Origin of the sequence: Herbaspirillum lusitanum, from assembly GCF_026127345.1 — a bacterium.
Classification (GTDB): domain Bacteria; phylum Pseudomonadota; class Gammaproteobacteria; order Burkholderiales; family Burkholderiaceae_D; genus Herbaspirillum; species Herbaspirillum lusitanum.
The window spans coordinates 328,239-350,680 of sequence record NZ_QXFG01000003.1; the positions used below are offsets into that span (position 1 = coordinate 328,239).

23 protein-coding genes are annotated in these 22,442 nt (G+C 60.8%); 16 read left to right on the plus strand and 7 right to left on the minus strand.

The annotated features are described in order from the left end of the window. Positions 1 to 45: 45 nt before the first annotated feature. Positions 46 to 1,080 carry a dihydroorotase gene (pyrC, locus tag DXT88_RS02770; RefSeq protein WP_265211479.1) on the plus strand — a complete coding sequence of 345 codons (1,035 nt, stop codon included), beginning with the start codon at positions 46 to 48 and terminating at the stop codon, positions 1,078 to 1,080. A 51-nt stretch (positions 1,081 to 1,131) separates the two neighbouring features. Beyond that, positions 1,132 to 1,758: a 2-polyprenyl-3-methyl-6-methoxy-1,4-benzoquinone monooxygenase gene (gene coq7 / locus DXT88_RS02775; protein ID WP_016832803.1), complete on the plus strand. Its 627-nt coding sequence runs from the start codon at positions 1,132 to 1,134 to the stop codon at positions 1,756 to 1,758. 67 nt (positions 1,759 to 1,825) lie between these two features. Here coq7 and DXT88_RS02780 read toward each other — a convergent pair whose 3' ends face one another. Next, positions 1,826 to 2,284, minus strand: coding sequence for an OsmC family protein (locus tag DXT88_RS02780; RefSeq protein ID WP_029363117.1), 459 nt, complete (start codon positions 2,282 to 2,284; stop codon positions 1,826 to 1,828). A gap of 549 nt (positions 2,285 to 2,833) precedes the next feature. On the opposite strand from DXT88_RS02780, the gene rplM reads away from it, so the two are divergent. The 6 genes from rplM to erpA all read left to right on the plus strand — a co-directional run bounded on the left by rplM (position 2,834) and on the right by erpA (position 6,445). Further along, entirely contained in the window at positions 2,834 to 3,262 is a 429-nt protein-coding gene (gene rplM, locus DXT88_RS02785) for a 50S ribosomal protein L13 (RefSeq protein ID WP_016832801.1), read from the plus strand. 9 nt (positions 3,263 to 3,271) lie between these two features. Next, positions 3,272 to 3,664 carry a 30S ribosomal protein S9 gene (gene rpsI, locus DXT88_RS02790; RefSeq protein ID WP_016832800.1) on the plus strand — a complete coding sequence of 131 codons (393 nt, stop codon included), beginning with the start codon at positions 3,272 to 3,274 and terminating at the stop codon, positions 3,662 to 3,664. 186 nt (positions 3,665 to 3,850) lie between these two features. Continuing rightward, entirely contained in the window at positions 3,851 to 4,888 is a 1,038-nt protein-coding gene (gene argC / locus DXT88_RS02795) for an N-acetyl-gamma-glutamyl-phosphate reductase (protein ID WP_265211480.1), read from the plus strand. A gap of 23 nt (positions 4,889 to 4,911) precedes the next feature. Then, complete coding sequence (locus DXT88_RS02800; protein ID WP_016832798.1) at positions 4,912 to 5,616, plus strand: DUF6776 family protein; 705 nt, start codon at positions 4,912 to 4,914, stop codon at positions 5,614 to 5,616. Positions 5,617 to 5,624: 8 nt separating this feature from the next. Beyond that, positions 5,625 to 6,026, plus strand: a complete 402-nt coding sequence (locus tag DXT88_RS02805; RefSeq protein WP_016832797.1) for a bactofilin family protein — start codon at positions 5,625 to 5,627, stop codon at positions 6,024 to 6,026. 53 nt (positions 6,027 to 6,079) lie between these two features. Then, positions 6,080 to 6,445 (plus strand): iron-sulfur cluster insertion protein ErpA, encoded by a 366-nt coding sequence (erpA, locus tag DXT88_RS02810; protein ID WP_016832796.1) that lies wholly within the window; start codon positions 6,080 to 6,082, stop codon positions 6,443 to 6,445. 145 nt (positions 6,446 to 6,590) lie between these two features. Here erpA and hemL read toward each other — a convergent pair whose 3' ends face one another. Further along, positions 6,591 to 7,892 (minus strand): glutamate-1-semialdehyde 2,1-aminomutase, encoded by a 1,302-nt coding sequence (gene hemL / locus DXT88_RS02815; RefSeq protein ID WP_265211481.1) that lies wholly within the window; start codon positions 7,890 to 7,892, stop codon positions 6,591 to 6,593. 16 nt (positions 7,893 to 7,908) lie between these two features. Further along, positions 7,909 to 8,736, minus strand: a complete 828-nt coding sequence (gene thiD, locus DXT88_RS02820) for a bifunctional hydroxymethylpyrimidine kinase/phosphomethylpyrimidine kinase (protein ID WP_265211482.1) — start codon at positions 8,734 to 8,736, stop codon at positions 7,909 to 7,911. Positions 8,737 to 8,832: 96 nt separating this feature from the next. On the opposite strand from thiD, the gene DXT88_RS02825 reads away from it, so the two are divergent. From DXT88_RS02825 to DXT88_RS02855, 7 genes are all read left to right on the plus strand, one after another. Further along, positions 8,833 to 8,985, plus strand: a complete 153-nt coding sequence (locus tag DXT88_RS02825; RefSeq protein ID WP_040503154.1) for a rubredoxin — start codon at positions 8,833 to 8,835, stop codon at positions 8,983 to 8,985. Positions 8,986 to 9,226: 241 nt separating this feature from the next. Beyond that, entirely contained in the window at positions 9,227 to 9,637 is a 411-nt protein-coding gene (locus DXT88_RS02830; RefSeq protein WP_016832792.1) for a response regulator, read from the plus strand. A gap of 35 nt (positions 9,638 to 9,672) precedes the next feature. Beyond that, a complete protein-coding gene (locus DXT88_RS02835) occupies positions 9,673 to 10,038 on the plus strand; it encodes a response regulator (protein WP_321161096.1) in 366 nt (121 codons plus the stop codon). A 53-nt stretch (positions 10,039 to 10,091) separates the two neighbouring features. Next, entirely contained in the window at positions 10,092 to 10,613 is a 522-nt protein-coding gene (locus tag DXT88_RS02840; protein ID WP_265211483.1) for a chemotaxis protein CheW, read from the plus strand. Positions 10,614 to 10,693: 80 nt separating this feature from the next. Further along, on the plus strand, positions 10,694 to 12,907 hold the full coding sequence (locus tag DXT88_RS02845) for a methyl-accepting chemotaxis protein (RefSeq protein ID WP_265211484.1): 2,214 nt from the start codon (positions 10,694 to 10,696) through the stop codon (positions 12,905 to 12,907). A 69-nt stretch (positions 12,908 to 12,976) separates the two neighbouring features. Next, positions 12,977 to 17,107 carry a hybrid sensor histidine kinase/response regulator gene (locus tag DXT88_RS02850; RefSeq protein ID WP_265211485.1) on the plus strand — a complete coding sequence of 1,377 codons (4,131 nt, stop codon included), beginning with the start codon at positions 12,977 to 12,979 and terminating at the stop codon, positions 17,105 to 17,107. A 66-nt stretch (positions 17,108 to 17,173) separates the two neighbouring features. Continuing rightward, on the plus strand, positions 17,174 to 17,968 hold the full coding sequence (locus tag DXT88_RS02855; RefSeq protein WP_016832785.1) for a ZIP family metal transporter: 795 nt from the start codon (positions 17,174 to 17,176) through the stop codon (positions 17,966 to 17,968). 10 nt (positions 17,969 to 17,978) lie between these two features. On the opposite strand, the gene DXT88_RS02860 is transcribed toward DXT88_RS02855, so the two are convergent. Next, a complete protein-coding gene (locus DXT88_RS02860) occupies positions 17,979 to 18,212 on the minus strand; it encodes a hypothetical protein (RefSeq protein ID WP_016832784.1) in 234 nt (77 codons plus the stop codon). Positions 18,213 to 18,221: 9 nt separating this feature from the next. On the opposite strand from DXT88_RS02860, the gene DXT88_RS02865 reads away from it, so the two are divergent. Further along, the gene (locus DXT88_RS02865; protein ID WP_265211486.1) at positions 18,222 to 19,124 is read left to right on the plus strand and encodes a LysR family transcriptional regulator; all 903 of its coding nucleotides are present in this window, start codon (positions 18,222 to 18,224) and stop codon (positions 19,122 to 19,124) included. A 28-nt stretch (positions 19,125 to 19,152) separates the two neighbouring features. Here the strand turns inward: DXT88_RS02865 and DXT88_RS02870 are convergent, their stop codons facing one another. The 3 genes from DXT88_RS02870 to DXT88_RS02880 all read right to left on the minus strand — a co-directional run bounded on the left by DXT88_RS02870 (position 19,153) and on the right by DXT88_RS02880 (position 22,273). Further along, a complete protein-coding gene (locus tag DXT88_RS02870; protein WP_265211487.1) occupies positions 19,153 to 20,013 on the minus strand; it encodes a sulfurtransferase in 861 nt (286 codons plus the stop codon). A gap of 14 nt (positions 20,014 to 20,027) precedes the next feature. Beyond that, the gene (locus DXT88_RS02875; protein WP_029363115.1) at positions 20,028 to 20,951 is read right to left on the minus strand and encodes a DMT family transporter; all 924 of its coding nucleotides are present in this window, start codon (positions 20,949 to 20,951) and stop codon (positions 20,028 to 20,030) included. A gap of 203 nt (positions 20,952 to 21,154) precedes the next feature. After that, on the minus strand, positions 21,155 to 22,273 hold the full coding sequence (locus DXT88_RS02880; protein WP_016832780.1) for an aromatic ring-hydroxylating oxygenase subunit alpha: 1,119 nt from the start codon (positions 22,271 to 22,273) through the stop codon (positions 21,155 to 21,157). Positions 22,274 to 22,442: the final 169 nt, after the last annotated feature.

Below are 22,442 nucleotides of genomic sequence, written 5' to 3' on the forward strand. Positions count from 1 at the left end.
CACGGCGGTTAAACATGAGCAACAAGATCAGGAAAGAGAACAGCGATGAGCGACGTAGTGACCATTACCCGTCCGGATGACTGGCATTTGCATTTGCGCGACGGCGCGACCATGGCAAGCGTGTTGCCGCACACCGTTCATCAGTTCGCCCGCGCGATCGTCATGCCCAACCTGAAGCCGCCGGTCACCACCGTGGCGCTGGCTTCGGCTTATCGCGACCGCATCTTGGCGGCGCTGCCGGCCGATTCCGATTTCGAACCGCTGATGGTGCTGTACCTGACCGACAACACGCCGCCGGAAGAAATTCGCAAGGCCAAGGACAGCGGTTTCGTGCACGCGGTCAAGCTGTATCCGGCCGGTGCGACGACCAACTCCGACGCCGGCGTGACCGATCTGCGCAACTGCTACAAGACGCTGGAAGTGCTGCAGGAAACTGGCATGCCTTTCCTGGTCCACGGTGAAGTGACCGATCCGGCCATCGACATTTTCGACCGCGAGGCGGTCTTCATCGATCGCGTGATGACGCCGCTGCGCCGCGACATGCCGGAGCTCAAGGTGGTGTTCGAACACATCACCACCAAGGACGCCGCCGACTATGTGATGTCGTCCGAGGGCCCGACCGCCGCGACCATCACCGCGCATCACCTGCTGTACAACCGCAACGAGATTTTCAAGGGCGGCATCCGTCCGCATTACTACTGCCTGCCGGTGCTCAAGCGCGAAACCCATCGCCAGGCGCTGGTCGCCGCGGCGATTTCCGGCAGCGACAAGTTCTTCCTCGGCACCGACTCGGCGCCACATGCCAAGGGCTTGAAGGAGCACGCCTGCGGTTGCGCCGGCTGCTATACCGCGTTGCACGCGCTGGAGTTGTACGCCCAGGCGTTTGACCAAGCCGGCGCGCTGGACAAACTGGAGGCGTTCGCCAGCTTCAACGGCCCGGACTTCTACGATTTGCCGCGCAATCAGGGCAGCGTCACGCTGCGTCGTGAGAACTGGACCATCCCGGCCGAATTGCCGATGGGCGACACCAGCGTGGTGCCGCTCAACGGCGGTGAAACCATCGCCTGGAAGATGGCCTGAAGCATCGTTGAGCATCGTTGAAACCGTTTTTTCCTGAGTGAGACTGCGCCTATGTTATTCGCCGATAAACTGATTCATGACTTGGACAAGGCCTTGCGCGTGGTCAGCGGCGTGGTGGCGTCATCACGTCCGAATCCGGCCGCGCAGATCGGCGACGCCGCCATGAGCGATGCTGAAAAGCGGCATAGCGCCGGCCTGATGCGCGTCAACCATGTCGGTGAAGTGTGCGCACAGGCGCTGTACGACGCGCAGGGGCGTTTCACCCAGGCGCAGGCGCTCAAGCAGCAATTCGCGCATGCGGGAATAGAGGAAGAAGATCATTTGGCGTGGACCGCCGAGCGCCTGCGTGAACTCGGCTCGCACACCAGCTTGCTCAATCCATTATGGTACGTCGGCTCTTACCTGCTCGGCTCAATCGCCGCGCGCGTGGGCGATGCGCGCAATCTTGGTTTTGTTGCTGAAACCGAACGCCAGGTCGAGTTGCACCTGATCAGCCATCTGGAAAAGTTACCGGCGCAAGACGCCAAATCGCGCGCCATCGTCGATCAGATGCGCAAGGATGAAGTCGAGCACGGCGAGGCCGCCAAGGCCCTCGGCGCGGCAGAGATGCCGGCGGCCATCCGCGGCGCAATGAAGATCATGTCGAAGGTCATGACCACGGTGGCTTACCGGGTCTGAGCGCAAGGTTGAGGGGCCCGGCCGTCGCGGCCGGGATCGCCTCAATGATCGTCAAGTTGCCCTTGGCTTATTGCTGCTGCAGCTGCTGCGGCGGGTCGGCGAGGTCGTCGACGATTTCAAACGAATGCGTTATTTCCGCTGTTTTTTCCAGCATGATCGAGGCCGAGCAATACTTGTCGTGCGACAGCTTGATCGCGCGCTCCACCACGTTCGGCTTGAGATTGCGGCCGCGTACGGTGAAATGGAAGTGGATCTTGGTAAACACTTTCGGATCCTGTTCGGCGCGTTCCGACTTGAGCGTCACTTCGCAACCGCGAATGTCCTGGCCGCTTTTGCGCAAAATCACCACCACATCGTAGGCCGTGCAACCGCCCGTGCCGAGCAGCACCACTTCCATCGGGCGCGGCGCCAGGTTGCGGCCGCCGCCGTCGGGCGCGCCGTCCATGGCGACGACGTGGCCGGAGCCGGTTTCAGCGAGGAAGGTCATGCCTGAGGAGAGGCCGGTCCAACGTACTGTGCATTCCATATGCGTTCTCATTCGATTGATAGGGGAGGCGGCTATTGTAACTTTTCCGGCAAACCGGGTTTGCCATGATCGCGCCGAGGATTCGCGAATAGGCAAAAAAATGCATATTGCGAAGCAGCAAAAACTATTGCTTTTCCTCTATTTTAAATTGCGCTACATAGTACAAATTAAATCTTGCAGTGCACAATTTCGTTTGCTATATTGAATTCACTGATTGACGTTCTCGACGCAATCAACCCTGTCTCCTCCACCCTCCTCCTTTGGTGTGGATTTAAGCCCGGAACCCTCGTTCCGGGTTTTTTTTGTCTTGCCGCCCGGTGCAGCTTCATAGACAAATGTGCCGAAAAGGCCACTGCGCGCGGCTCCGGGAATAAAGGATTTGACGCTAAGTCCTTGAAAAGGCTATAATTCTCGGCTTTCCGTTCGCTCTGGGAAAGATAACAAGGAAGAGTCTGCGTTTGGCATCACGAGGCAGCATGTGCAGCACGCCGCTTCGATAGTCGCAGAACCGCCAAATTGAGCGTTTATTTTTAATATTAGGAAGTCATCATGAAAACCTTTTCCGCTAAAGCCCATGAGGTAAAGCGCGAGTGGTTGGTGATTGACGCGACGGACAAAGTCCTCGGACGTGTTGCCAGCGAAGTGGCACTCCGACTGCGCGGCAAGCACAAGCCAGAATTTACTCCGCACGTTGACACCGGCGATTTCATCGTTGTGATCAATGCAGGCAAACTGCGTGTCACTGGCACCAAAGCAACTGAAAAGACGTACTACCGTCACAGCGGCTACCCAGGCGGCATCTACGAAACCAATTTCCTGAAAATGCAACAGCGTTTTCCAGGTCGCGCGCTGGAAAAAGCGGTCAAGGGCATGTTGCCCAAGGGCCCGCTCGGCTACGCGATGATCAAGAAGCTGAAGGTTTATGCAGATGGCAACCATCCGCACGCTGCTCAGCAACCTAAAGCACTCGAACTCTAAGGAATAGACATGATCGGTAACTACAATTACGGAACCGGCCGTCGCAAGAGTGCAGTGGCGCGTGTTTTCATCAAGTCCGGCTCGGGCAAGATCGTCGTCAACGGCAAGCCAGCGAATGAATACTTTTCGCGCGAAACCGGTCTGATGGTGATTCGTCAACCACTGGAACTGACCAGCAACGTCGAGCGTTTCGACATCATGGTCAACGTCCACGGCGGCGGTGAATCCGGCCAGGCTGGTGCTGTTCGTCACGGCATCACCCGCGCTCTGATCGACTACGATGCAACACTGAAACCGGAACTGTCCAAGGCAGGTTTTGTTACACGTGATGCACGTGAAGTCGAACGTAAGAAGGTTGGTCTGCGCAAAGCTCGTCGCGCAAAACAATTCTCGAAGCGTTAATATCGACGCGTGCTTTTCAGCACAACGAAAAGCCGCCGGCGCAAGCCTGGCGGCTTTTTGCATTCCGGGGCGGATTTTTCGCCCTTATTTGCGCTTTGAATCGGCGGGCCTTAGGGTAATGTGACAGAAATATTCTCCTGTTAAAATCAAAGGCTCCCGGGAAAGCCCGTTCAGCAAGGAAAAAACATGATCAAGGTTGGTATCGTCGGCGGCACAGGTTACACGGGCGTGGAGTTGCTGCGCCTGTTCGCCGCGCATCCGGAAGTGCAGTTGCAGGCAGTGACATCGCGCAAGGAAGATGGCATGCCGGTAGCGGAAATGTATCCGTCGCTGCGCGGCCGCGTGGATATTGCCTTCTCCTCGCCCGACAAAGCCAAACTGACCGACTGCGACGTTGTCTTTTTCGCCACGCCGCATGGCGTCGCCATGGCCCAGGCGCCGGAGTTGCTGGCCGCCGGCGTCAAGGTGATCGATCTGGCGGCGGATTTCCGCCTGCAAGACATCGCCGCGTTCGAGAAGTGGTACAAGATGCCGCACAGCTGCCCTGAGCTGCTCAAGGAAGCCGCCTACGGCCTGGTCGAACTGAATCGCGACGCCATCCGCAAGGCGCGTCTGGTCGGCAATCCGGGTTGCTACCCGACCACCATGCAACTGGGTTTTGCGCCTTTGCTCAAGGCTGGTGTGATCGATGCGTCGCACCTCATCGCCGACTGCAAATCGGGCGTTTCCGGCGCCGGCCGCAAGGCCGAGATCGCCACGCTGTTTTCGGAAGCTTCCGACAATTTCAAGGCCTACGGCGTGTCCGGCCACCGCCACTCGCCGGAAACCGTCGAGCGCCTCAGCACCTTGACCGGCGACAAGGTCGGTCTGCTGTTTACGCCGCATCTGGTGCCGATGATCCGCGGCATGCATTCGACGCTGTACGCGCGCCTGACCAAGGACATCGACAATGCCGCATTGCAGGCGTTGTTTGAAGACGCCTACAAGGACGAACCGTTCATTGACGTGATGCCGTTCGGCGCGCATCCGGAAACCCGCACCACGCGCGCTTCCAACATGTTGCGCATCGCTCTGCACCGTCCGGACAACGGCGACACCGTGGTGGTGCTGGTGGTCCAGGACAATCTGGTCAAGGGCGCGTCCGGCCAGGCCGTGCAATGCATGAACCTGATGTTTGGCCTGGAGGAAACCACCGGCCTGCTGCACGTGCCGGTTCTGCCGTGAAGTACAAGTTATGGGTCCGGCGCATGTCGATTTCGGCGCCGAAGATGACCATCAAGCGTCACATGCCCTGGCCGCTGCGTGCAGTGTTCCTGGCGGTGGTGGTCGGTCTCGGCGGCGCGCTGGCGATGCTGGCTTACGACCTTGGACGCAACAACTTTGCCGGCCTGAATCCGGACGGCATGCGCGACCAGGTGGTCGAACTGAAAGAGCAGGTCAAGAAGCTCAGCGCCGAGCGCGAGCAATTGTCGACCAGCGCCAATGCCGCCGAAAGCCAGCTCAACATCGAGCGCTCGGCGCAGGCGCAGCTGGCCGGGCAGATCAAGACGCTGGTGACGGAAAACAACAAGCTCAAGGAAGACCTGTCGTTTTTTGAAAGCTTGCTGCCAACCAACGTCGGTGTCGACGGCATCACCATCCAGCGCCTGAAAGCGGAAGTGGTCGTGCCGAACCAGGTGCGTTATCAATTGCTCGCGATTCAAGGCGAAAAGGGGCGTCAGTTTGTGGGCAACCTGCAACTTGCGGTGACAGTGTTGCAGGGCGGCAAAAGTGTTATTATCAACTTCCCCGAACAAAACGCGACAGATCCGGCGCGCTACAAGCTCGCATTCAAGTACTATCAGCGGGTGGAGGGCGTATTGACTCTGCCCGAGGGTGCAACCATCAAGGCGATTCAGGCTCGCGTACTCGAAAGAGGCCAGATGCGCGCCCAGCAATCCGTGAATTTGTGAGGTGAATCATGTTGGGACGTAAATCCAAAAGCACGATCGACAGCTTGATCGGCATTTCCACCAGTATCCATGGCGACGTCCATTTCAAGGGCGGATTGCGCATTGACGGCCACATCAAGGGCAATATCAACGCCGAAGCCGGCCAGCCGAGCGTGCTGGTGATCTCCGAGCATGCCAAGATCGTCGGAGAAATCCGCGCGGTGCACCTGATCGTCAATGGCGAAATCATCGGCGATGTTCATTCGGTCGAGCTACTTGAATTACAGCCGAAAGCCCGCATAACCGGAGATGTATATTACAAAGCTCTGGAAATGCACGGCGGCGCGCTGGTGTCCGGCAAGCTCAGCCATGGCCAGACCGAAGAGGCGCCGGTGCTCAAGCTGGCCGCTTCGGCCGGCGGCGATGCATGATTTTTCCAGACGACTTATAATGTCTTCATTGTCCGCAGACGCAGGAGCCTGATATGAATGCCGTAGCCGAAATCCCCGAAACATCGATGCCAGCCCCGATGGTCTTTTCCGACAGCGCCGCCGCCAAGGTTGCACAACTGATCGAAGAAGAAGGCAACCCAGACCTGAAGTTGCGCGTGTTCGTGCAGGGTGGCGGTTGCTCCGGCTTCCAGTACGGTTTCACGTTTGATGAAATCGTCAACGAAGACGACACCACCATGACCAAGAACGGCGTCCAGCTGTTGATCGACTCGATGAGCTACCAATACCTGGTCGGCGCAGAGATCGACTACAAGGACGACCTGGAAGGCGCGCAATTCGTGATCAAGAATCCGAATGCCACCACCACTTGCGGTTGCGGTTCGTCTTTCTCGGCTTAACTCAACAAGCCGCCGGATCCGTCTTCCAAGACGTAAAAAAGGACGCGCAAGCGTCCTTTTTTGTTTTGTGCCGCCGATTTGCCGATACCGGCAAATCGATGGGGGATTGAAAGTATCAGCGACTCAGCTTCCGATCATCCTCAATTCAGCTGGCGATCTCCGCGAAAGCCGTGCGCGCCGCCACCAGAGTTTCCGCAATGACGGCGTCGTCATGCTGTGCCGATACAAAGCCCGCTTCGAACGCCGACGGCGCCAGATACACGCCCTGGTCGAGCATGGCATGGAAGAACATGTTGAAGCGTTCCTTGTCGCCTTGCATGACTTCGGCATAGCTGGTCGGCACCGCAGCCGAAAAGTACAGGCCGAACATACCGCCCAGCGTATCGGCGGAGAACGTTACGCCCGCGTCCCGGGCAGCTTCGCTGAGGCCGTCGGTCAGCTTGCGTGTCTGCGCCGACAGTTGTTCATAGAAACCGGCTTCCTGGATGATCTTCAGCGTGCTCAGGCCCGCTGCGACCGCGACCGGATTGCCCGACAGCGTGCCGGCCTGGTACACGCCGCCCAGCGGCGCCAGATGCTTCATGATATCGGCGCGGCCGCCGAACGCAGCGACCGGCAGACCGCCGCCGATGACCTTGCCCAACGCGGTCAGGTCGGGCGTGATGCCGTACAGCGACTGGGCGCCGCCCAATGCCACGCGGAAACCGGACATCACTTCATCGAAAATCAGGATCGCGCCGTACTCGGTGCATAGCCGGCGCATGGTCTGCAGGAACTCCGCCGTTGCCGGCACCAGGTTCATGTTGCCCGCCACCGGCTCGACGATCACGCAGGCGATGTCGTTGCCGGCGGCCTTGAAGGCTTCTTCCAGCTGTTGCGTGTTGTTGTAGTCGAGCACCAGCGTGTGCTTGACGAAATCTTCCGGCACGCCCGACGAGGTCGGGTTGCCGAACGTCAGCAAGCCGCTGCCGGCCTTGACCAGCAAGGAATCGGCATGGCCGTGATAGCAGCCTTCGAACTTGACGATCTTGTCGCGCTTGGTGGCGCCGCGCGCCAGGCGCAGGGCGCTCATGGTCGCTTCGGTGCCGCTCGAGACCAGGCGTACCTGCTCGATGGAAGGCACCAGCTTGCAGATTTCTTCGGCCATGTCGATCTCGCCTTCGGTCGGTGCGCCGAAGCTCAGGCCGCGCGCTGCCGCTTCCTGCACCGCCTGCACCACCTTCGGGTGGGCGTGGCCGACGATGGCCGGACCCCAGGAGCCGATGTAGTCAATATAACGGCGCTCTTCGGCGTCCCAGAAATACGGGCCTTGCGCCTTGGTGATGAAGCGCGGCGTGCCGCCGACCGAGCGGAAGGCGCGCACCGGCGAGTTGACGCCGCCGGGCGTGGTTTTCTGGGCGCGGGCGAACAGGGATTCGTTGGTATTGCGTGGGCTGTGTGCGTTCATACGGAATGGAAAAGGATTAATTGGGTGCGTCGTTTTCGCGCGCCCAGAAATAGCGGTCGGGGATCAGTTTGCCCATGCCCAGACGTTGTGCGTGGGCTAAAGCGGCAAGGGTGAATTCCTGCGCTTCGGAGACGGCCTCGGGAATTTCCAGGCCGTTGGCCAGCATGGCGCAGATGGCGGCCGACAAGGTCGAGCCGGCGCCGGTAAACGAGCCCGGCAGGCGTTGCCAGCTATCGCGGCGAATCACGCCGGATTCGTCGAACAGCGCATTGGCGACTTCGTGCGAATCGCCGCCCGGCATGCCGGTGACGAACAGGTATTCGCAACCCATTTCGACGATGCGCATGGCATCAAGCTGCAATGCATCGCTGGGCACCGGTTCGCGCCAGGTTTCGGCGAGGCGGTTCAGTTCGACGGCCGAAGCCAGCATCAGCGTGGTTTGCGGAATCAGCAATTCGCGGATCGCGATCAGGTTGTCATCGTCGTCGCCTTCCTGGCTGGGCATGGCGGTGATGAACGGATCGAGGATCAAGGGAATATCCGGATAGTCGGAAACGATTTCCGCAATCGCCGAAATATTCTCGATGCTGCCCACCGCACCGACCTTGAAAGCCGCTACCGGCATATCTTCCAGAATGACGCGGGCCTGGTCGGCCATCCAGTCGACGTCAATGACCTGGATGTCCTCGATACGCGCGGTGTCGCCCACCAGGATGGAGGTGATGATGGACAGGCCGTGGCAGCCCATGGCGGCAAAAGTGGCCAGATCGGCCTGGATGCCGGTTGCGCCGACCGGGTCGGCTGCGCCAAAGGTTAATATCAGTGGAGATGTTTGGTTTTGCACGACGAGTAGATTAAGATATCTGGTTTACCATTTTACTTTAGATTGAATTGAGGGAAGTCAGCCGTGAGCGATAGCAAAACAGAATACAAGACCTGGATGTGCCTGATCTGTGGTTGGGTCTACGATGAAGAAGCCGGTCTGCCAGACGAGGACATCGCTCCCGGCACACGCTGGGAAGACGTTCCAATCAACTGGACCTGTCCGGAATGCGGCGCCCGCAAGGAAGATTTTGAAATGGTGGCGCTCTGATTCACTGACCCGGCTTGATCCCGGAAGGGCTCACGCCCGCGAAGTTTCCGTCAGGAACGGCCCGCAAGCTCGTCTTTGCTCTCAAATGAGGGGGCAAAGCGGGCTTGTTCCATTTATGCGTCGGCGGCCGCTTTGCTATAGTCGGCTAACGCAGGCTGACGGCGGCTGGAACGGTTCAACTGAAACGATACAGTTGAACAGCACCCCTTCGCGTCTGTTGCAACCATTCCACGGAGTTCTGATGACTGATGTGCAAGCCCGCCACAGCTTCACGATCCTCGTTGTCGACGACAGCGCCACCATCCGGCGCTCCGCTGCGCTGTTCCTCGGGCAGGCCGGTCACCAGGTCATGCTGGCCGAAGACGGCTTCGACGCACTCTCCCAGCTTGGCGATTGCACCCCCGACCTGATTTTCTGCGACGTCTTGATGCCTCGGCTCGACGGTTACCAGACTTGTGCATTAATTAAAAAAAATGCAAGATTTCATGCAACTCCCGTGGTCATGCTGTCGTCCAAGGACGGGTTGTTCGACCGGGCGCGCGGCGCCATCGTCGGCGCCGCAGCGTTCATGACCAAGCCATTTACGGAAGACGGCATGTTGCAGGCCGTCAGGACATACGCCGGGGGGCAGGCCGCAGCCGCGCATTTATAGCAAAAAGCACTTCTCAGGTACGGAGCAACAGTGCAATGGGGATCAAGAAAATTCTCGTCGTCGATGATTCGCCGACCGACCGCTATCTCCTGACCGAGATCCTGAGCAAGCATGGGTTTGACGTCGACACCGCCGGCAACGGCGAAGAGGCGTTGGGAAAGATTCGGTGCAACCGGCCGGAACTGGTATTGATGGATGTCGTCATGCCCGGCAAGAATGGTTTTCAGATGACGCGCCAGATGACCCGCGATCCCAGCCTGAAGGACATCCCGATCATGATGTGCAGCATCAAGGACCAGGAAACCGATCGCATCTGGGCCTTGAGCCAGGGGGCGTGCGACTATGTCGTCAAACCAGTGGATGCGCTGGAATTATTGGCAAAAATTGCGGCGATCGGCTGAACGCGCGCCGGACCATGTCCGGCAAGCATTCGGCCCAGACAGAAGAGGCGAGGGTGGACTCAGTTCCTGATCAATGGCGATACGGCCGGCTGCATGAATTCCAGGCGCGTCTGCTGGAGCGGATGGAGGCTGCGCGCGACGGCTCCGGCATGCGCGACAGCCGCCTTGGCGTCATGATCGGCGACAGGCGCTGCCTGGTCGATCTGCGCGAAGCAGGCGAAATCGTCAATCTGATCGCGGTGACCAAAGTGCCGCTGGCGCGGGACTGGTACCTCGGACTGGCCAATGTGCGCGGCAACCTGATCGGCGTGGTCGATCTCGATCGTTTTCTGGGCGGACCGTCGCAGACGATCGGCAAGGAAAGCCGCGTGCTGGTGGTTTCCCTCGCCTTGTCGGGCAACACGGGTTTCCTGCTGTCGCGCGTTCTGGGATTGCGGCACATCCAGGAAATGACCGAGCAGCAGAGCGGTGACTGCGGGCGCAGACGTTATCTCGACGGCGACCTGAACGAGTGGGTGGAAATCAGCCTCGCCGAGATTGTGGAAGATCCGCGTTTCTTGCAAGTCGGACTATAAAAGCTGTCGCATTGAGTGCCGCGCGTGGAAAGCAAATTGACCGCCAACGCGCAACGATATCGTAACAAGGAGCCTTAGCCATGGCATTCAAGCTGCCGCATATTTCGAAGAATAAAACAGGCGGGCCAGCGGGAACTCGGGCGAGCCAGCCATCGGTCATCGGCGCCAAAGCGGACAAGTACATGGAGCGCTACCAGCACACCCGCCTGCCGTTCATCGGCCGCCAGTCGCTGCGCGCACAGACGCGCATTCTGCTGTTGCTGCTGATCCTGGCATTGCTGTCGATGTTCTTCTTCCTGTGGCTCGGTTCCAAGCACTACATCCACGCCAGCTTGCAGGCGCACATCACCAGCGACCTGGTCATGCATTCGCAGCGCATCGGCAAGGCCGTGCCCAACGCCATTCAGGGCAATCGGGAAGCCTTCAACCAGCTCACCGAAAGCCGCAAGGAGTTCAACCAGGGACTCAATGTCCTGATGCTGGGCGGAGAATACCAAGGGTACGCCATCCGCAAGCCGGAACCGGAAATGCGCGCCGTGCTCGTCGACGTGCAAAAGATCTGGGATCACACCGACAAGGCCGCTTCCACCATCCTCAAGCTGCAACCGGAACTGACCGGCTTCGGCGTCACCCTGGCGCGCCTGCGCCTGCTGTCGCCCAATCTGCTGGACCTGAGCGAACAGATTTCGATGCTGCAATCCCAGGGCGGCAACTCGCCGCGTGAAGCCGCGGCCGCAGCGCAACTGGTGCTGCTGACTTTGCGCCTGGGCCGCAGCGCCAATGAGTTTCTGACCTCCGAAGGCGTCAATCCGGAAACCGCCTTCTTGCTCGGCAAGGACGTCAACACCTTCCGCGACATCATCGACGGCTTCCTCAATGGCAGTGAAATCCTCGGCATCAACGCGGTGCGCGACAAGGACGTGCGCGACAAGCTCAACGAACTGGAAAAGGTCTTCGGGGAATACCAGCCGCTGGTCGCCAACATCCTCGGCAACCTGCAGAACTTCATCGCCGCCAAGCAATCCGAACAACTGGTATTCCTTGAAAACGAAACCCTCAAGCAGCATCTGACCGTGCTGCAAAACGACTATCGGCAGGCGCAGGAAACCCGCTCGTGGACGTTCTGGATCATGCTGCTGTCGATGGGGCTGGCGCTGGTCTGCGGCGTCGGCATATCCTGGGTGCAGCTGCAAAGCAGCCGCCGCAATGCCGAAGAGGCCGAGCTGCGCCGCCAGGAAGCCGAGGCGCAGCGCCTGCACGCGCAACAACAGGAAGAGCGCGCCATGCGCACCAACGCCATCAACCAGGCAGCGATCCTGCGACTCATGAATGAGTTGCAAAAAGTCGCCGACGGCGACTTGACGGTGCACACCACCGTGTCCGAAGACATCACCGGCACCATCGCCGATTCGGTCAACTACACGGTCGAGGCATTGCGCGGATTGGTCGGCCAGGTCACGCACACCGCCTCGCAAGTGGCGGCCGCCTCCAACCAGGTGCGCGACAATGCACAGGAGATGACCAGCGCCGGCCAGATCCAGGCGCGTCGTATTCATGACACCGGGCAGTCGATGCTCGAGATGTCGATTCAGATTACCGACGTCTCCATCTCGGCCAATAAGTCGGCCGACGTCGCGCGTCACTCCGTGGTCGTGGCCGAGCGCGGCGCCAAGGCGGTGGAAGACGCCGTCAAGGGCATGAACGAAATCCGCGAGCAGATCCAGGAAACTTCCAAGCGCATCAAGCGCCTCGGAGAGTCGTCGCAGGAGATTGGCGAGATCACCGAACTGATTTCCGACATCACCGACCAAACCAACGTGCTGGCGCTGAACGCCGCCATTCAGGCGGCTTCTGCCGGTGAAGCCGGGCGCGGTTTTTCGGTCGTGGCGGAAGAGGTGCAACGCCTCGCGGAACGTTCCAGCGCGGCGACGCGGCAGATCGGCGCGCTGGTGCGCATGATTCAGGCCGACACGCATGACGCCGTGGCGGCAATGGAGAAATCGACCGCCGGCGTGGTCGACGGCGCCAAGTTGTCCGCCGCCGCCGGCGCATCGTTGTCGGACATACGCCGCGTGTCGAATCAGCTGGCCGAACTGATCCAGGACATTTCATCTTCAACCGGCCACCAGGCCACCTCCGCCAACAGCGTGGCGCACGACATCCAGAACATTCTCAGCGAGAACGAAATCATCGAGCAGCGGCGCGAACAGGTATTGTTCTTGTTCAATGAGTTGCATGACCTGGCCGAGCTGCTCAAGAATTCCGTGTCGCGCTTCCGCGTCACCATTTCGTGATGTCCGTGATGCGCCTGATATTCCTGATGCGCCTGATATTCCCGGGCCAGTCCAACTTGCAGATTGCGCATGGCTTCCGATCCCGCCTCTGAGCCACAGTTGGCGGATCCGTCCGCCCTGGCGTCGCTGGCGCCGGGGCTGATCGCGACCGTCGATCAGGCGATGCAGTTGCTCGGCGACGGTAGTCCTCCGGCGGTGCGGCAGGCCCGGGTGTTGTTGCGCCAGGGCGCAGATACGCTGGCGTTCATCGGTGTTGCATCGCTGGCGCCGGACGTGGCGGAATTGATCGGCTTGCTTGCGTCCGTCGAAGCAAAACCGGGCATGGCCGGCGTTGCCGCCGACTCCATACGGAATGCCTGCATGGGCTTGCGCGCCCGCCTCGTCGCGATTGAGACTGGCATTGCGCCCCGGCAGGTCGTTCCGCACGACGAGGCGGTGCGTCGTCGTCCCGCGCTGAAAAACGCGGTCGCACAATTGACGACCGACCTCGGCCGCCTTGAGAATTTGCTGGACGCTTACTTGCAAGGCCGCGCCGTGTCCGGCGTCTTGCATGAGGCGAGGTTACTGGCGCAACAACTGGCGACGGTGGCGCAGGCACTGGAATTGACGGCCGCCTGGAAAGTGCTGGAACTGTGCGCCGTCGACATCGGTAGCCTGCCGCCGGCTGGTGCGGCGAATGCTACGGCGGCGGAGCCCGCAAGCCTGGCGCGCCTCGCCCATAACATGGCGGCGTTGAGCCTGTCGATGCCGTTGCTGCATGATGCGCCGCAGTCGATGGTTTATCCCGGCAAGTTCGACGAAGCAAACATTGCCGCTGCTCCCGACATGGCAGCGCCGATGGCGCCGCCCGATGCACCAAAAACAGAGCCTGCTGTGCAGCCTGCACAGCTTGCACCCCAGCAGCCAGATGAAATTGACGCCGACCTGCGCGAAGTCTTCCTGCTCGAAGCCAACGAAGTACTGGACAACATACGCCACGCACTGGCGGCGTCTCGTGCGACGCCCGGTGACATGGCGCAGGTGGTCGTGTTGCGGCGCAGTTTCCACACGCTCAAGGGTAGCGGCCGGATGGTCGGGCTCAACGCTCTGGGCCGCGGCGCAATGGCGCTCGAGGAATTCGCTACCGCATGGTCCGCCGCAGGCAGGTCGGGCACGACGGGTGATTACGCCTTGCTGGACTACGCCGTAGCGGAGTTAAGCGCGTGGATAGATGAGATCAGCGCAAACGGAAATTCGCCGCGGAGTCCTGATCGCTTGCTGGCCGCAGTCGCCGGGCATGCCCGCGGCGAACTGCCGCCGAAAGAGAAGCTGGCCGCCGATCATAACGAAACCTGCCAGGTCGGCGACCTTGTCTTGCCGGTCAGGCTGCACCAAATCTACAGCGAGGAATCGGCCAATCTGCTCGATATCCTGGCGACACAAATCGCGCAGTGGCAGACCGCCACGCCTGAGGTGATCGCAGCGGAAGCTCTGCGCGCGAGCCACTCGCTCAAAAGCAGCGCGGCGTCGGTCCGGTTCGCTCCGCTGCTGGCGTTGGCGCAGCCGCTCGATGAGCTCATGCAGTTCCTGGAAAGCTATCCGGGTTTGCTGGATGCCGCCATTTGCGCCGAGCTGATGCAGGTGGTGCGCGAGCTGCAGGCTATGCAGCAGCAATTCGCAGCGGGCGTCATGCCGCCGCCGCGCCCTGTCGTGCAAGTGCAACTGCAGACCTTGTTGACGACGCTGGAAGTGCGCCGGCGTCATAGCCACGACGGCGGTAAGACGGCTCCGGCGGAAAGCACGCAAGCGGCAGGGGCAAGGTCGCCCGAGCCGAGCGGCGACCTGATCGACCCGGAGCTGCTGGATATTTTCCTGGAAGAGGGACGCGATTTGCTGCCTCAGGTCGGCGAGAGTTTGTACAAACTGCAGAAGACGCCGGGCGATACGGCACTGATCCAGTACTTGCTGCGACCGCTGCACACCATCAAGGGCAGCGCGCGCATGGCCGGCGCCATGCGCCTCGGCCAGCACATGCACGATCTTGAAAGCAGCATCGGAGAAATGATGCGCGACGGTGAACCGTCGGCGGCGCTGATCGATAATTTGCTGGCGCGGTACGACCAGGGCCTGCAGCTGTTCGACGCCCTGCAGTTGCCGGCAGTTGTCGCGCCGGCGCCGGTGTCGGGATCGTTGCATACAGTTGCGCCTGCCGCGCCCATGACGGCAGTGGCGCGCACCGACCCCATCAAGGCTGCAGTTGAGCCGGCAGTAGCAGCGCCAGCGTCAACATCAGCGCCAGCCCAGCCCGGCACCGCTGCGCCGCTGATACGCATCCGCGTCGGCATTCTCGACAGCGTGCTCAACCAGGCCGGTGAAATTTCGATCTCGCGCTCCGGGCTGGAGTCCGAAGTCAATATCCTGCGTCAGCATCTGGCCGATCTCGGCAGCAATGTGGCGCGACTGAGCACGCAACTGCGCGAAGTCGAGATCCAGGCCGAGATCCAGATCGCAGCGTCGAACCAGAAGCAGCCGCAGAACCAGCATTTCGATCCACTTGAATTCGATCGATTCACCCACCTGCATGAACTCACGCGCATGCTCGCCGAAAGCGTCAACGACGTCGCTTCGCTGCAAAAGAACCTGCTCGACTCGGTAGACCGCACGCAAAACGGTCTGGTGCATCAGGCACGCCTGACACGCGACATGCAGCGCGAGCTGATGCATGCGCGCATGGTGCAGTTCAGGGGCATCGAAGAACGCCTGCACCGGCTGGTGCGGCAAATGGCGAAGGAAACCGGCAAGGAGCTCGCGCTCGACATCGTCGGCGGCGCGGTCGAACTCGATCGCAGCATTCTGGAAAAGATGGTGGGACCGTTCGAGCACTTGTTGCGCAATGCCGCCGCGCACGGCATCGAAGGCGCCGAGCAGCGGCTCGCGGCAGGCAAGGACGCAGTGGGGCGGCTGTTGCTGGAAGTCCGGCAAGAGGGCAACGAGGCGATGATCCGGCTATCCGACGACGGCCAGGGGCTGGACCTTGCACGCATTCACGAAAAGGCTTTGCATCTGGGGTTGATCGATCCGCACCATCGCTTGTCCGACGCCGAGTTGACCAGCATCATCTTCCATCCGGGATTCTCGACCAGCAGCAATGTCACGGCGATTGCCGGGCGCGGCGTCGGCATGGACGTGGTCCGTTCGGAAGTCGCCTCGCTGGGCGGGCGCATCAGCATTGCCACGATCGCCGGCAAAGGCGCGCAATTCATCATCCATCTGCCGCTGTCGCTGGCGGTGGCGCAAGTGGTGCTGCTGGAGCTTGACCAGCAAAGCTATGCGATTCCTTCGCTGCTGGTGGAGCAGGTGCTGCAAATCAAGCGCGCCGATCAGGATCGCGTGTTGCGCGAAGGCTTGCTGGAATGGCAGGGACGCGCTTTGCCATTGCATTATCTTTCGGCGCTGCTGGGAGACGAACGCAACATCCCGCAACAGCAGGCCTTGCCGGTACTGGTGATCAAGAGCGGCCACGACTTCCTGGCAATCCTGGTGGACCGCATCGTCGGCAATCGCGAAGTCGTCACCAAGAGCATCGGCCCGCAACTGGCTGGCATGACCGGCGTGGTCGGCGCCACCGTGCTTGGCAGCGGCAGCATTGTGCTGATCCTCAATCCCATCCAGCTGGCGCAGCGTCAGGGTTACCAGCGCATTCTGCGGCGCGAGCAGTTGCAGGGCGCCGATGGCGGAGTCAGTCGCAAGATCGTGCTGGTCGTCGACGATTCTCTGACCGTGCGCCGCGTCATGCATCGCCTGCTCACGCGCGAGGGCTATCAGGTGGTGTTGGCCACCGACGGCGTCGATGCCCTGCATCAGATGCAGGCCGTGCGTCCCGACATCGTGCTGCTGGATATTGAAATGCCGCGCATGGACGGCTTCGACCTGACGCGCAATATCCGCGACATGGCCGCCACCGCGACCCTGCCGATCATCATGATCACTTCGCGGACCGCCGCCAAGCACCGCGAGCGTGCCATGGAACTGGGCGTCAATGCCTATCTCGGCAAGCCTTACCAGGACGACGTGCTGCTCAATCTGATCCACGGTCTGATCGAAAACAACGGCGTGCGGCCTGAATTCCGTATCGATGAAGTGTTGTTCTGGCATGAACCGGAGGCGGCGGACGGAGATGAAAGCGGTCCGGACGTCGCCCAGGGCGGCCCCTCTCCTTAGCCCCTCATTTGCCGAAAAAAATCAGCTATGGTCTAATCTGCCACTTCCTGAGGCTGTTCCTGACGATTGGGGCTCGAAATTAATTCCACTCTGCTTTCCATCCTGCTGGCCACGACGATCGCCGGCGTGTTCAGCATCACTGCGGCCGCGATTTTCTCGTTCGCGCTGCTGTCCAGGATGGTCGAGCGCCTGGTCAGCCTGTCGGTCGGCATCATGCTCTCGACCTCCTTGTTGCATGCGCTGCCGGAAGCCTTCGAATCATCGGCCGAGCCGCACAAGCTGTTTGCGGTCTTGCTGGGCGGCCTGCTGGCGTTCTTCCTGCTGGAAAAACTGTCCATCCTGCGCCATTCCCATCATCATGAAGACGACGGCCACGGCCATCACCACGGCCACGACAAGCATGAGGCGGGCAAGGCCGGCTGGATGATCCTGGTCGGCGACGGCATGCACAATTTCACCGACGGCATCCTGATTGCTGCCGCCTTCCTGGCCGATCCGCATCTGGGGCTGGTCACCGGCCTGGCCATCATCGCGCATGAAATCCCGCAGGAAATCGGCGACTTCATTGTGCTGCTCAACGCCGGCTTCTCGCGCACGCGCGCTTACGTCTACAACCTGATCTGCAGCCTGATGGCGGTGCTGGGCGGCGTGCTCGGCTACTTCATGCTGGAGCGCGGCATGGAATGGATTCCCTACGTGCTGGTGTTCGCCTCCTCGGGATTCATTTATATCGCCGTCAGCGACCTGATGCCGCAGATGCAGCGCCGCGCCACGCTGCGCGAGACGATTCCGCAAGTGATCCTGATCGGCCTCGGCGTGGTCATCGTGCTGGTGCTGACCAGCCACGCGCACGCGCATTAAGCATTAAGAATCAGCGCCCGTCACGCCGGGTGGATTTGATCGGCAGGCACATCAGCTTGATCACGACGCTGAGCAGCAGCCCGCCGAAGCCGAGCAGGACAAGGAACGTTTCCGACACGATAGCCCTTTCGCATTGCTGGTGATGGATGGACTGTAGCGCTTTGGCCGGTGCGGCCGCCAATATCAAATGCGCCGTCCGATTATCGCAAAACGGCATGACGGCAGCAGCGCGATGGCGGCACAATAGGCGCTCATGATTTCCATCAAACAGCTCAAATACTTTGTCGAGATCGTCGCCGCCGGCAGCTACACGCGCGCGTCCGAACGCCTTTACATCGCGCAGTCGGCGTTGAGCCGCCAGATCAAGGAGCTGGAAAACGATATTGATGTCGTTTTGCTAAGACGCGACGCCAAGCAGGTCGAGCTGACGCTGGCGGGCAAGGATTTCTACGACCGCGCGCGCAAGATTCTCGACGACATGGACCAGGCCATCGTGCAGGCGCGCCACATCGACAAAGGCGAACGCGGCGCCATCCGCCTGCTGCATTCGAGTTCGGTGCCGCTGTCGCCGCCGCTGGGACCTTGCCTGAACGCGGTGCTGCAGGCTTTTCCCGGTGTGACGCTGGAAATTTCCCAGGCCTCCTCCGAACACCAGGCATTGGACGTCGAGGAAGGCCGCGCCGACCTCGGTCTGGCGCGTACCCCTATCCTGCGCAAGCATCCGCATCTGGAAACCATCACGCTGTATCAGGAGAAGCTGGTGGTCGCGGTATCGCTGCAGCATCCGTTGGCGCAGCGCGAGGTGGTCGGTATCGCCGAGCTGCGCGACGAGTTGTTCGTATCCATGCCGCACCGCGAGCGCGGCGGCCTCAGTTATCTGGTGGCCGAGCGTTGCATCGCGCACGGCTTCTTTCCCAGGCCGGCGCGGGCGACCTCGCGCAAGGCATCGCTGCTGAGCCTGGTCAACGCCGATTTCGGCATCGCCATCGTGCCCGACAGCATGCGTGCGAGCGCCGTTGCGGGCGTACATTTCATCGATATACGGGAGCCCGACTTCCAGTCGGCGGTGGTGCTGATGATGCGGCGCGATGCGCCGGTGATGGTGGGGCAGTTCGTACAGGCCTTCATGCAAGGCTTGCAGATGCCGGCGGCCTGAGCGCCGCCGGACCTGTTGTCATCTATGGTCAGGGCTTCGCGCCGGTCGCCACCGGACGCGACGAATCCGAACTCCATTCGCTCCACGAACCGGGATACAGGCGTGCGCCCGGCAAGCCGGCCACTTCCAGCGCGAGCAGGTTGTGGCAAGCGGTCACGCCGGAGCCGCACTGCATGACGGCTGCCTGCGGACTGTCGATCAGCGCATTCCATTCGGCGCGCAAAGCGTCGGCTGATTTGAAGCGGCCGTCGGCGCCGAGGTTGTCCTTGAAGAAGCGGTTCTTCGCGCCGGGAATATGGCCGCCGACGGCGTCCAGGGTTTCATTCTCGCCGCGATAGCGGTCGGCCGCGCGCGCGTCGACGACGGTCAGCGCCTTGCTGTCGAGGTTGGCGACCACGCCGTCGACATCGATAGTGGTCACCAGCGGCGGCTGCTCCTGCAAATCGCCGCGCACCGGCGCCGGCGTCTCTGTCGACAACTGGCCGCCCTGGGCCTGCCATGCCGGCAGGCCGCCGTCGAGCACCGCCACCTGCACATGGCCGACCCAGCGCAACAGCCACCACAGGCGCGCGGCGAACATGCCGCCGTGGGCGTCATAGGCGACGACTTGCGTGCCCTTGCCGACGCCCAGTTCCTGCATGGCGTCGATGAAGGCCTGGCGCTCCGGCAGCGGATGGCGGCCTTTGAATTTGCCGTCGGCGCCGTTCTTGGCGCCCGACAGGATCTTGTCGAGATGGGCGAAGCGCGCCTGCGGAACATGCCCGGCGGCGTAGGCTTGCGCGCCGGCGTCGGGATTGGCGAGGTCGTGGCGGCAGTCGATCACCAGCCAGTTGGCGTCGTCGAGATGGGCAGCCAGGTCGGCTGCTGAAATCAGTGTGGCGTAGGTCATGGTGATTCCTCTTCCTAAACTTCGGTGGCGATCGGATCAATCGCCGGCAGGTTGCGGGATTGTCTGGATTGTTGCTGGGAACGCTGATTGTAGAACGTCGAGACTACACCGCTCATCAGGATGATGGCGATGCCGGTCCAACCCATCCAGCCCGGCGCGTCGTTCCAGATGAACAAGCCCCACAGGCTGGCGAACACGATGCCGGTGTATTGCAGGTTGGCCGTGACCAGCGTATTGCCGAGCCGGTAGGCGCGCGTCATGGCGATCTGCGCCAGCGTCGCGGTGAGGCCGATGGTGACGAGCAGCGCCAGGCCCTTGGCCGAATGCGCATGCCAGAACGGAATGCGACCGATCACCACGCTGCCGGCCAGGCCTGCCAGCAAACCGGTGAAGGAGAAGTAGAACACCACGCGGTATTCCGGCTCGCCCAGCAGGCCGAGCTTGCGCACCTGCAGGTAGACCAGCGCCGACAGCACGCCGGAAAACAGCGCGATCAGCCCGCCAAGCAACTGATCGGAATCGATCGACGGCCGCAGCAGCATCGCCACGCCGACGAAGCTCAGCAGCACCGTGCCGGCCAGGCCCCATTCGAAACGCTTCTTGCCCTGCCACCAGGCAACGCCGAACAGCATCGCGGCGATCCAGATCGACGACATGTAGTTGAGTGTGGTGGCGGTCGCCACCGGCAGCAAGCCGAACGAATAGAACCACAGCCATAGCGAAATCACGCCGACGCCGCCGCGGATGAGATGGTCGCGCGGGTAGGGCGTCCTGAGCGTGCCGCCGCGGATCTTGACCAGGCCGTAGATGAAGGCGACGCCAACTATTCCTCGGCACAACACCACTTCAGCGGTGGAGTAGTAGTCGGACGACAGCTTGACGCAGACGCCCATGATGGAAAACAGGAAGGAGGCAACAAGCATCCAGAGGGATTGCATGGCGATACTCTATTCGAAAGCGAGGACAAAAAAACAGGCAGCGCAAGCTGGTGCCGGCGCTGCCTTCGGATCGTACGTCAATCGGAGATGCTGCAGAATTGGTCTGGCGCTGCAGATGCTGTCGGACTACATCGTGACCATCGCATCATCGGCGCTTTCTGCATGCTTTCCTCAAAAATTCAGATGTGGATTCAGAGTGAAATTCAGTTTTCCTGCACCGCGATCTGCGACCGGTACCATTCATGGAAGTGCTGCATGCCGTCTTCCATCGGCGACTGGTACGGCCCGACTTCGCTGGTGCCGCGATCCATGAGTATACGCCGCCCGGCATCCATGCGCAGGGCGATCTCGTCATCCTCGACGCAGGTCTCCATGTACGCAGCGCGTTCGGCCTCGACCATCTCGCGTTCGAACAGGGCGATTTCTTCGGGGTAGTAGAACTCCACCACGTTGGTGGTTTTTTGCGGACCATTGGGCCACAGCGTCGACACCACCAGCACGTGCGGATACCACTCGACCATGATGTTGGGATACAGCGTCAGCCAGATCGCACCGTACTTCGGCGGCTGGCCGTTGCCGAAGCGCAGCACCTGTTCCTGCCACTTCTTGTAGGTCGGCGAACCGGACTTGGCCAGGCCGTGATTGACGCCCACGGTCTGCACGCTGTAATTCCTGCCGAATTCCCATTTCAGGTCGTCGCAGCTGACGAAGCTGCCCAGGCCCGGATGGAAGGGCTCGACGTGGTAGTCCTCCAGGTAGACCTCGATGAAGGTCTTCCAGTTGTAGTCGCACTCGTGCACTTCGACGTGATCGAACAGGTAGCCGGAAAAATCCAGGTCGCGCGTCACGCCCAACTGCTTCAATTGCGCAGCGACGTCGTTGCCGTCCTTGCCGTTATTCTCGAACAGCAGGCCGTTCCAGTTTTGCAAAGGCGTCTTGGACAGGTTCAGGCACGGCGTCTCGCCGAAATGCGGCGCGCCGATCAGGTCGCCCTTGAGATCGTAGGTCCAGCGATGCAGCGGGCAGACGATATTGCGCGCGTTGCCGCGACCGTCGAGCATCTTGGCCTGGCGATGACGGCAGACGTTGGACATCAGTTCGATGCCGTGCGCGTTGCGCACCAGCATGCGACCTTCGTTTTCCCATGGCAGCGTCGCGTAGTCGCCGACATTGGGCACCATCAGTTCATGGCCGGCGTAACGAGGCCCCTGTTGAAATAACTGGTGAATTTCGCGCTTGAAAAGCGCATCGTCAAAATAGACGTCAACTGGTAGTTGCGCGTTTGAACGCGCCAGTTTGGCAAAAGTAGCAAGATCGGACATCTCCGCCCCCAAATTAATTTGCACCAACCTAAGAGAGAAAGAATCCGCAAAAACCTGAGTTCAAATAATATGAAGAGGAAATTTTGGACAGAACTGCGGATTATGCCATAAACCCCTTCATTCAGGGCCGATTGCGCGTCTGAATCACCTGAAAAATGCGCCCTCGGCC

What these genes read in the sequence shown, in the direction of transcription:
- DXT88_RS02835 (WP_321161096.1), top strand. Translation starts at nt 9,673, where the DNA reads ATGGGGATCAAGAAAATTCTCGTCGTCGATGATTCGCCGACCGACCGC.
- DXT88_RS02805 (WP_016832797.1), top strand. Translation starts at nt 5,625, where the DNA reads ATGTTGGGACGTAAATCCAAAAGCACGATCGACAGCTTGATCGGCATT.
- DXT88_RS02780 (WP_029363117.1), bottom strand. Translation starts at nt 2,284, where the DNA reads ATGGAATGCACAGTACGTTGGACCGGCCTCTCCTCAGGCATGACCTTC.
- rpsI (WP_016832800.1), top strand. Translation starts at nt 3,272, where the DNA reads ATGATCGGTAACTACAATTACGGAACCGGCCGTCGCAAGAGTGCAGTG.
- DXT88_RS02825 (WP_040503154.1), top strand. Translation starts at nt 8,833, where the DNA reads ATGTGCCTGATCTGTGGTTGGGTCTACGATGAAGAAGCCGGTCTGCCA.
- DXT88_RS02865 (WP_265211486.1), top strand. Translation starts at nt 18,222, where the DNA reads ATGATTTCCATCAAACAGCTCAAATACTTTGTCGAGATCGTCGCCGCC.
- coq7 (WP_016832803.1), top strand. Translation starts at nt 1,132, where the DNA reads ATGTTATTCGCCGATAAACTGATTCATGACTTGGACAAGGCCTTGCGC.
- DXT88_RS02850 (WP_265211485.1), top strand. Translation starts at nt 12,977, where the DNA reads ATGGCTTCCGATCCCGCCTCTGAGCCACAGTTGGCGGATCCGTCCGCC.
- rplM (WP_016832801.1), top strand. Translation starts at nt 2,834, where the DNA reads ATGAAAACCTTTTCCGCTAAAGCCCATGAGGTAAAGCGCGAGTGGTTG.
- hemL (WP_265211481.1), bottom strand. Translation starts at nt 7,892, where the DNA reads ATGAACGCACACAGCCCACGCAATACCAACGAATCCCTGTTCGCCCGC.
- argC (WP_265211480.1), top strand. Translation starts at nt 3,851, where the DNA reads ATGATCAAGGTTGGTATCGTCGGCGGCACAGGTTACACGGGCGTGGAG.
- pyrC (WP_265211479.1), top strand. Translation starts at nt 46, where the DNA reads ATGAGCGACGTAGTGACCATTACCCGTCCGGATGACTGGCATTTGCAT.
- DXT88_RS02845 (WP_265211484.1), top strand. Translation starts at nt 10,694, where the DNA reads ATGGCATTCAAGCTGCCGCATATTTCGAAGAATAAAACAGGCGGGCCA.
- DXT88_RS02800 (WP_016832798.1), top strand. Translation starts at nt 4,912, where the DNA reads ATGTCGATTTCGGCGCCGAAGATGACCATCAAGCGTCACATGCCCTGG.
- DXT88_RS02875 (WP_029363115.1), bottom strand. Translation starts at nt 20,951, where the DNA reads ATGCAATCCCTCTGGATGCTTGTTGCCTCCTTCCTGTTTTCCATCATG.
- DXT88_RS02880 (WP_016832780.1), bottom strand. Translation starts at nt 22,273, where the DNA reads ATGTCCGATCTTGCTACTTTTGCCAAACTGGCGCGTTCAAACGCGCAA.
- erpA (WP_016832796.1), top strand. Translation starts at nt 6,080, where the DNA reads ATGAATGCCGTAGCCGAAATCCCCGAAACATCGATGCCAGCCCCGATG.
- DXT88_RS02830 (WP_016832792.1), top strand. Translation starts at nt 9,227, where the DNA reads ATGACTGATGTGCAAGCCCGCCACAGCTTCACGATCCTCGTTGTCGAC.
- DXT88_RS02870 (WP_265211487.1), bottom strand. Translation starts at nt 20,013, where the DNA reads ATGACCTACGCCACACTGATTTCAGCAGCCGACCTGGCTGCCCATCTC.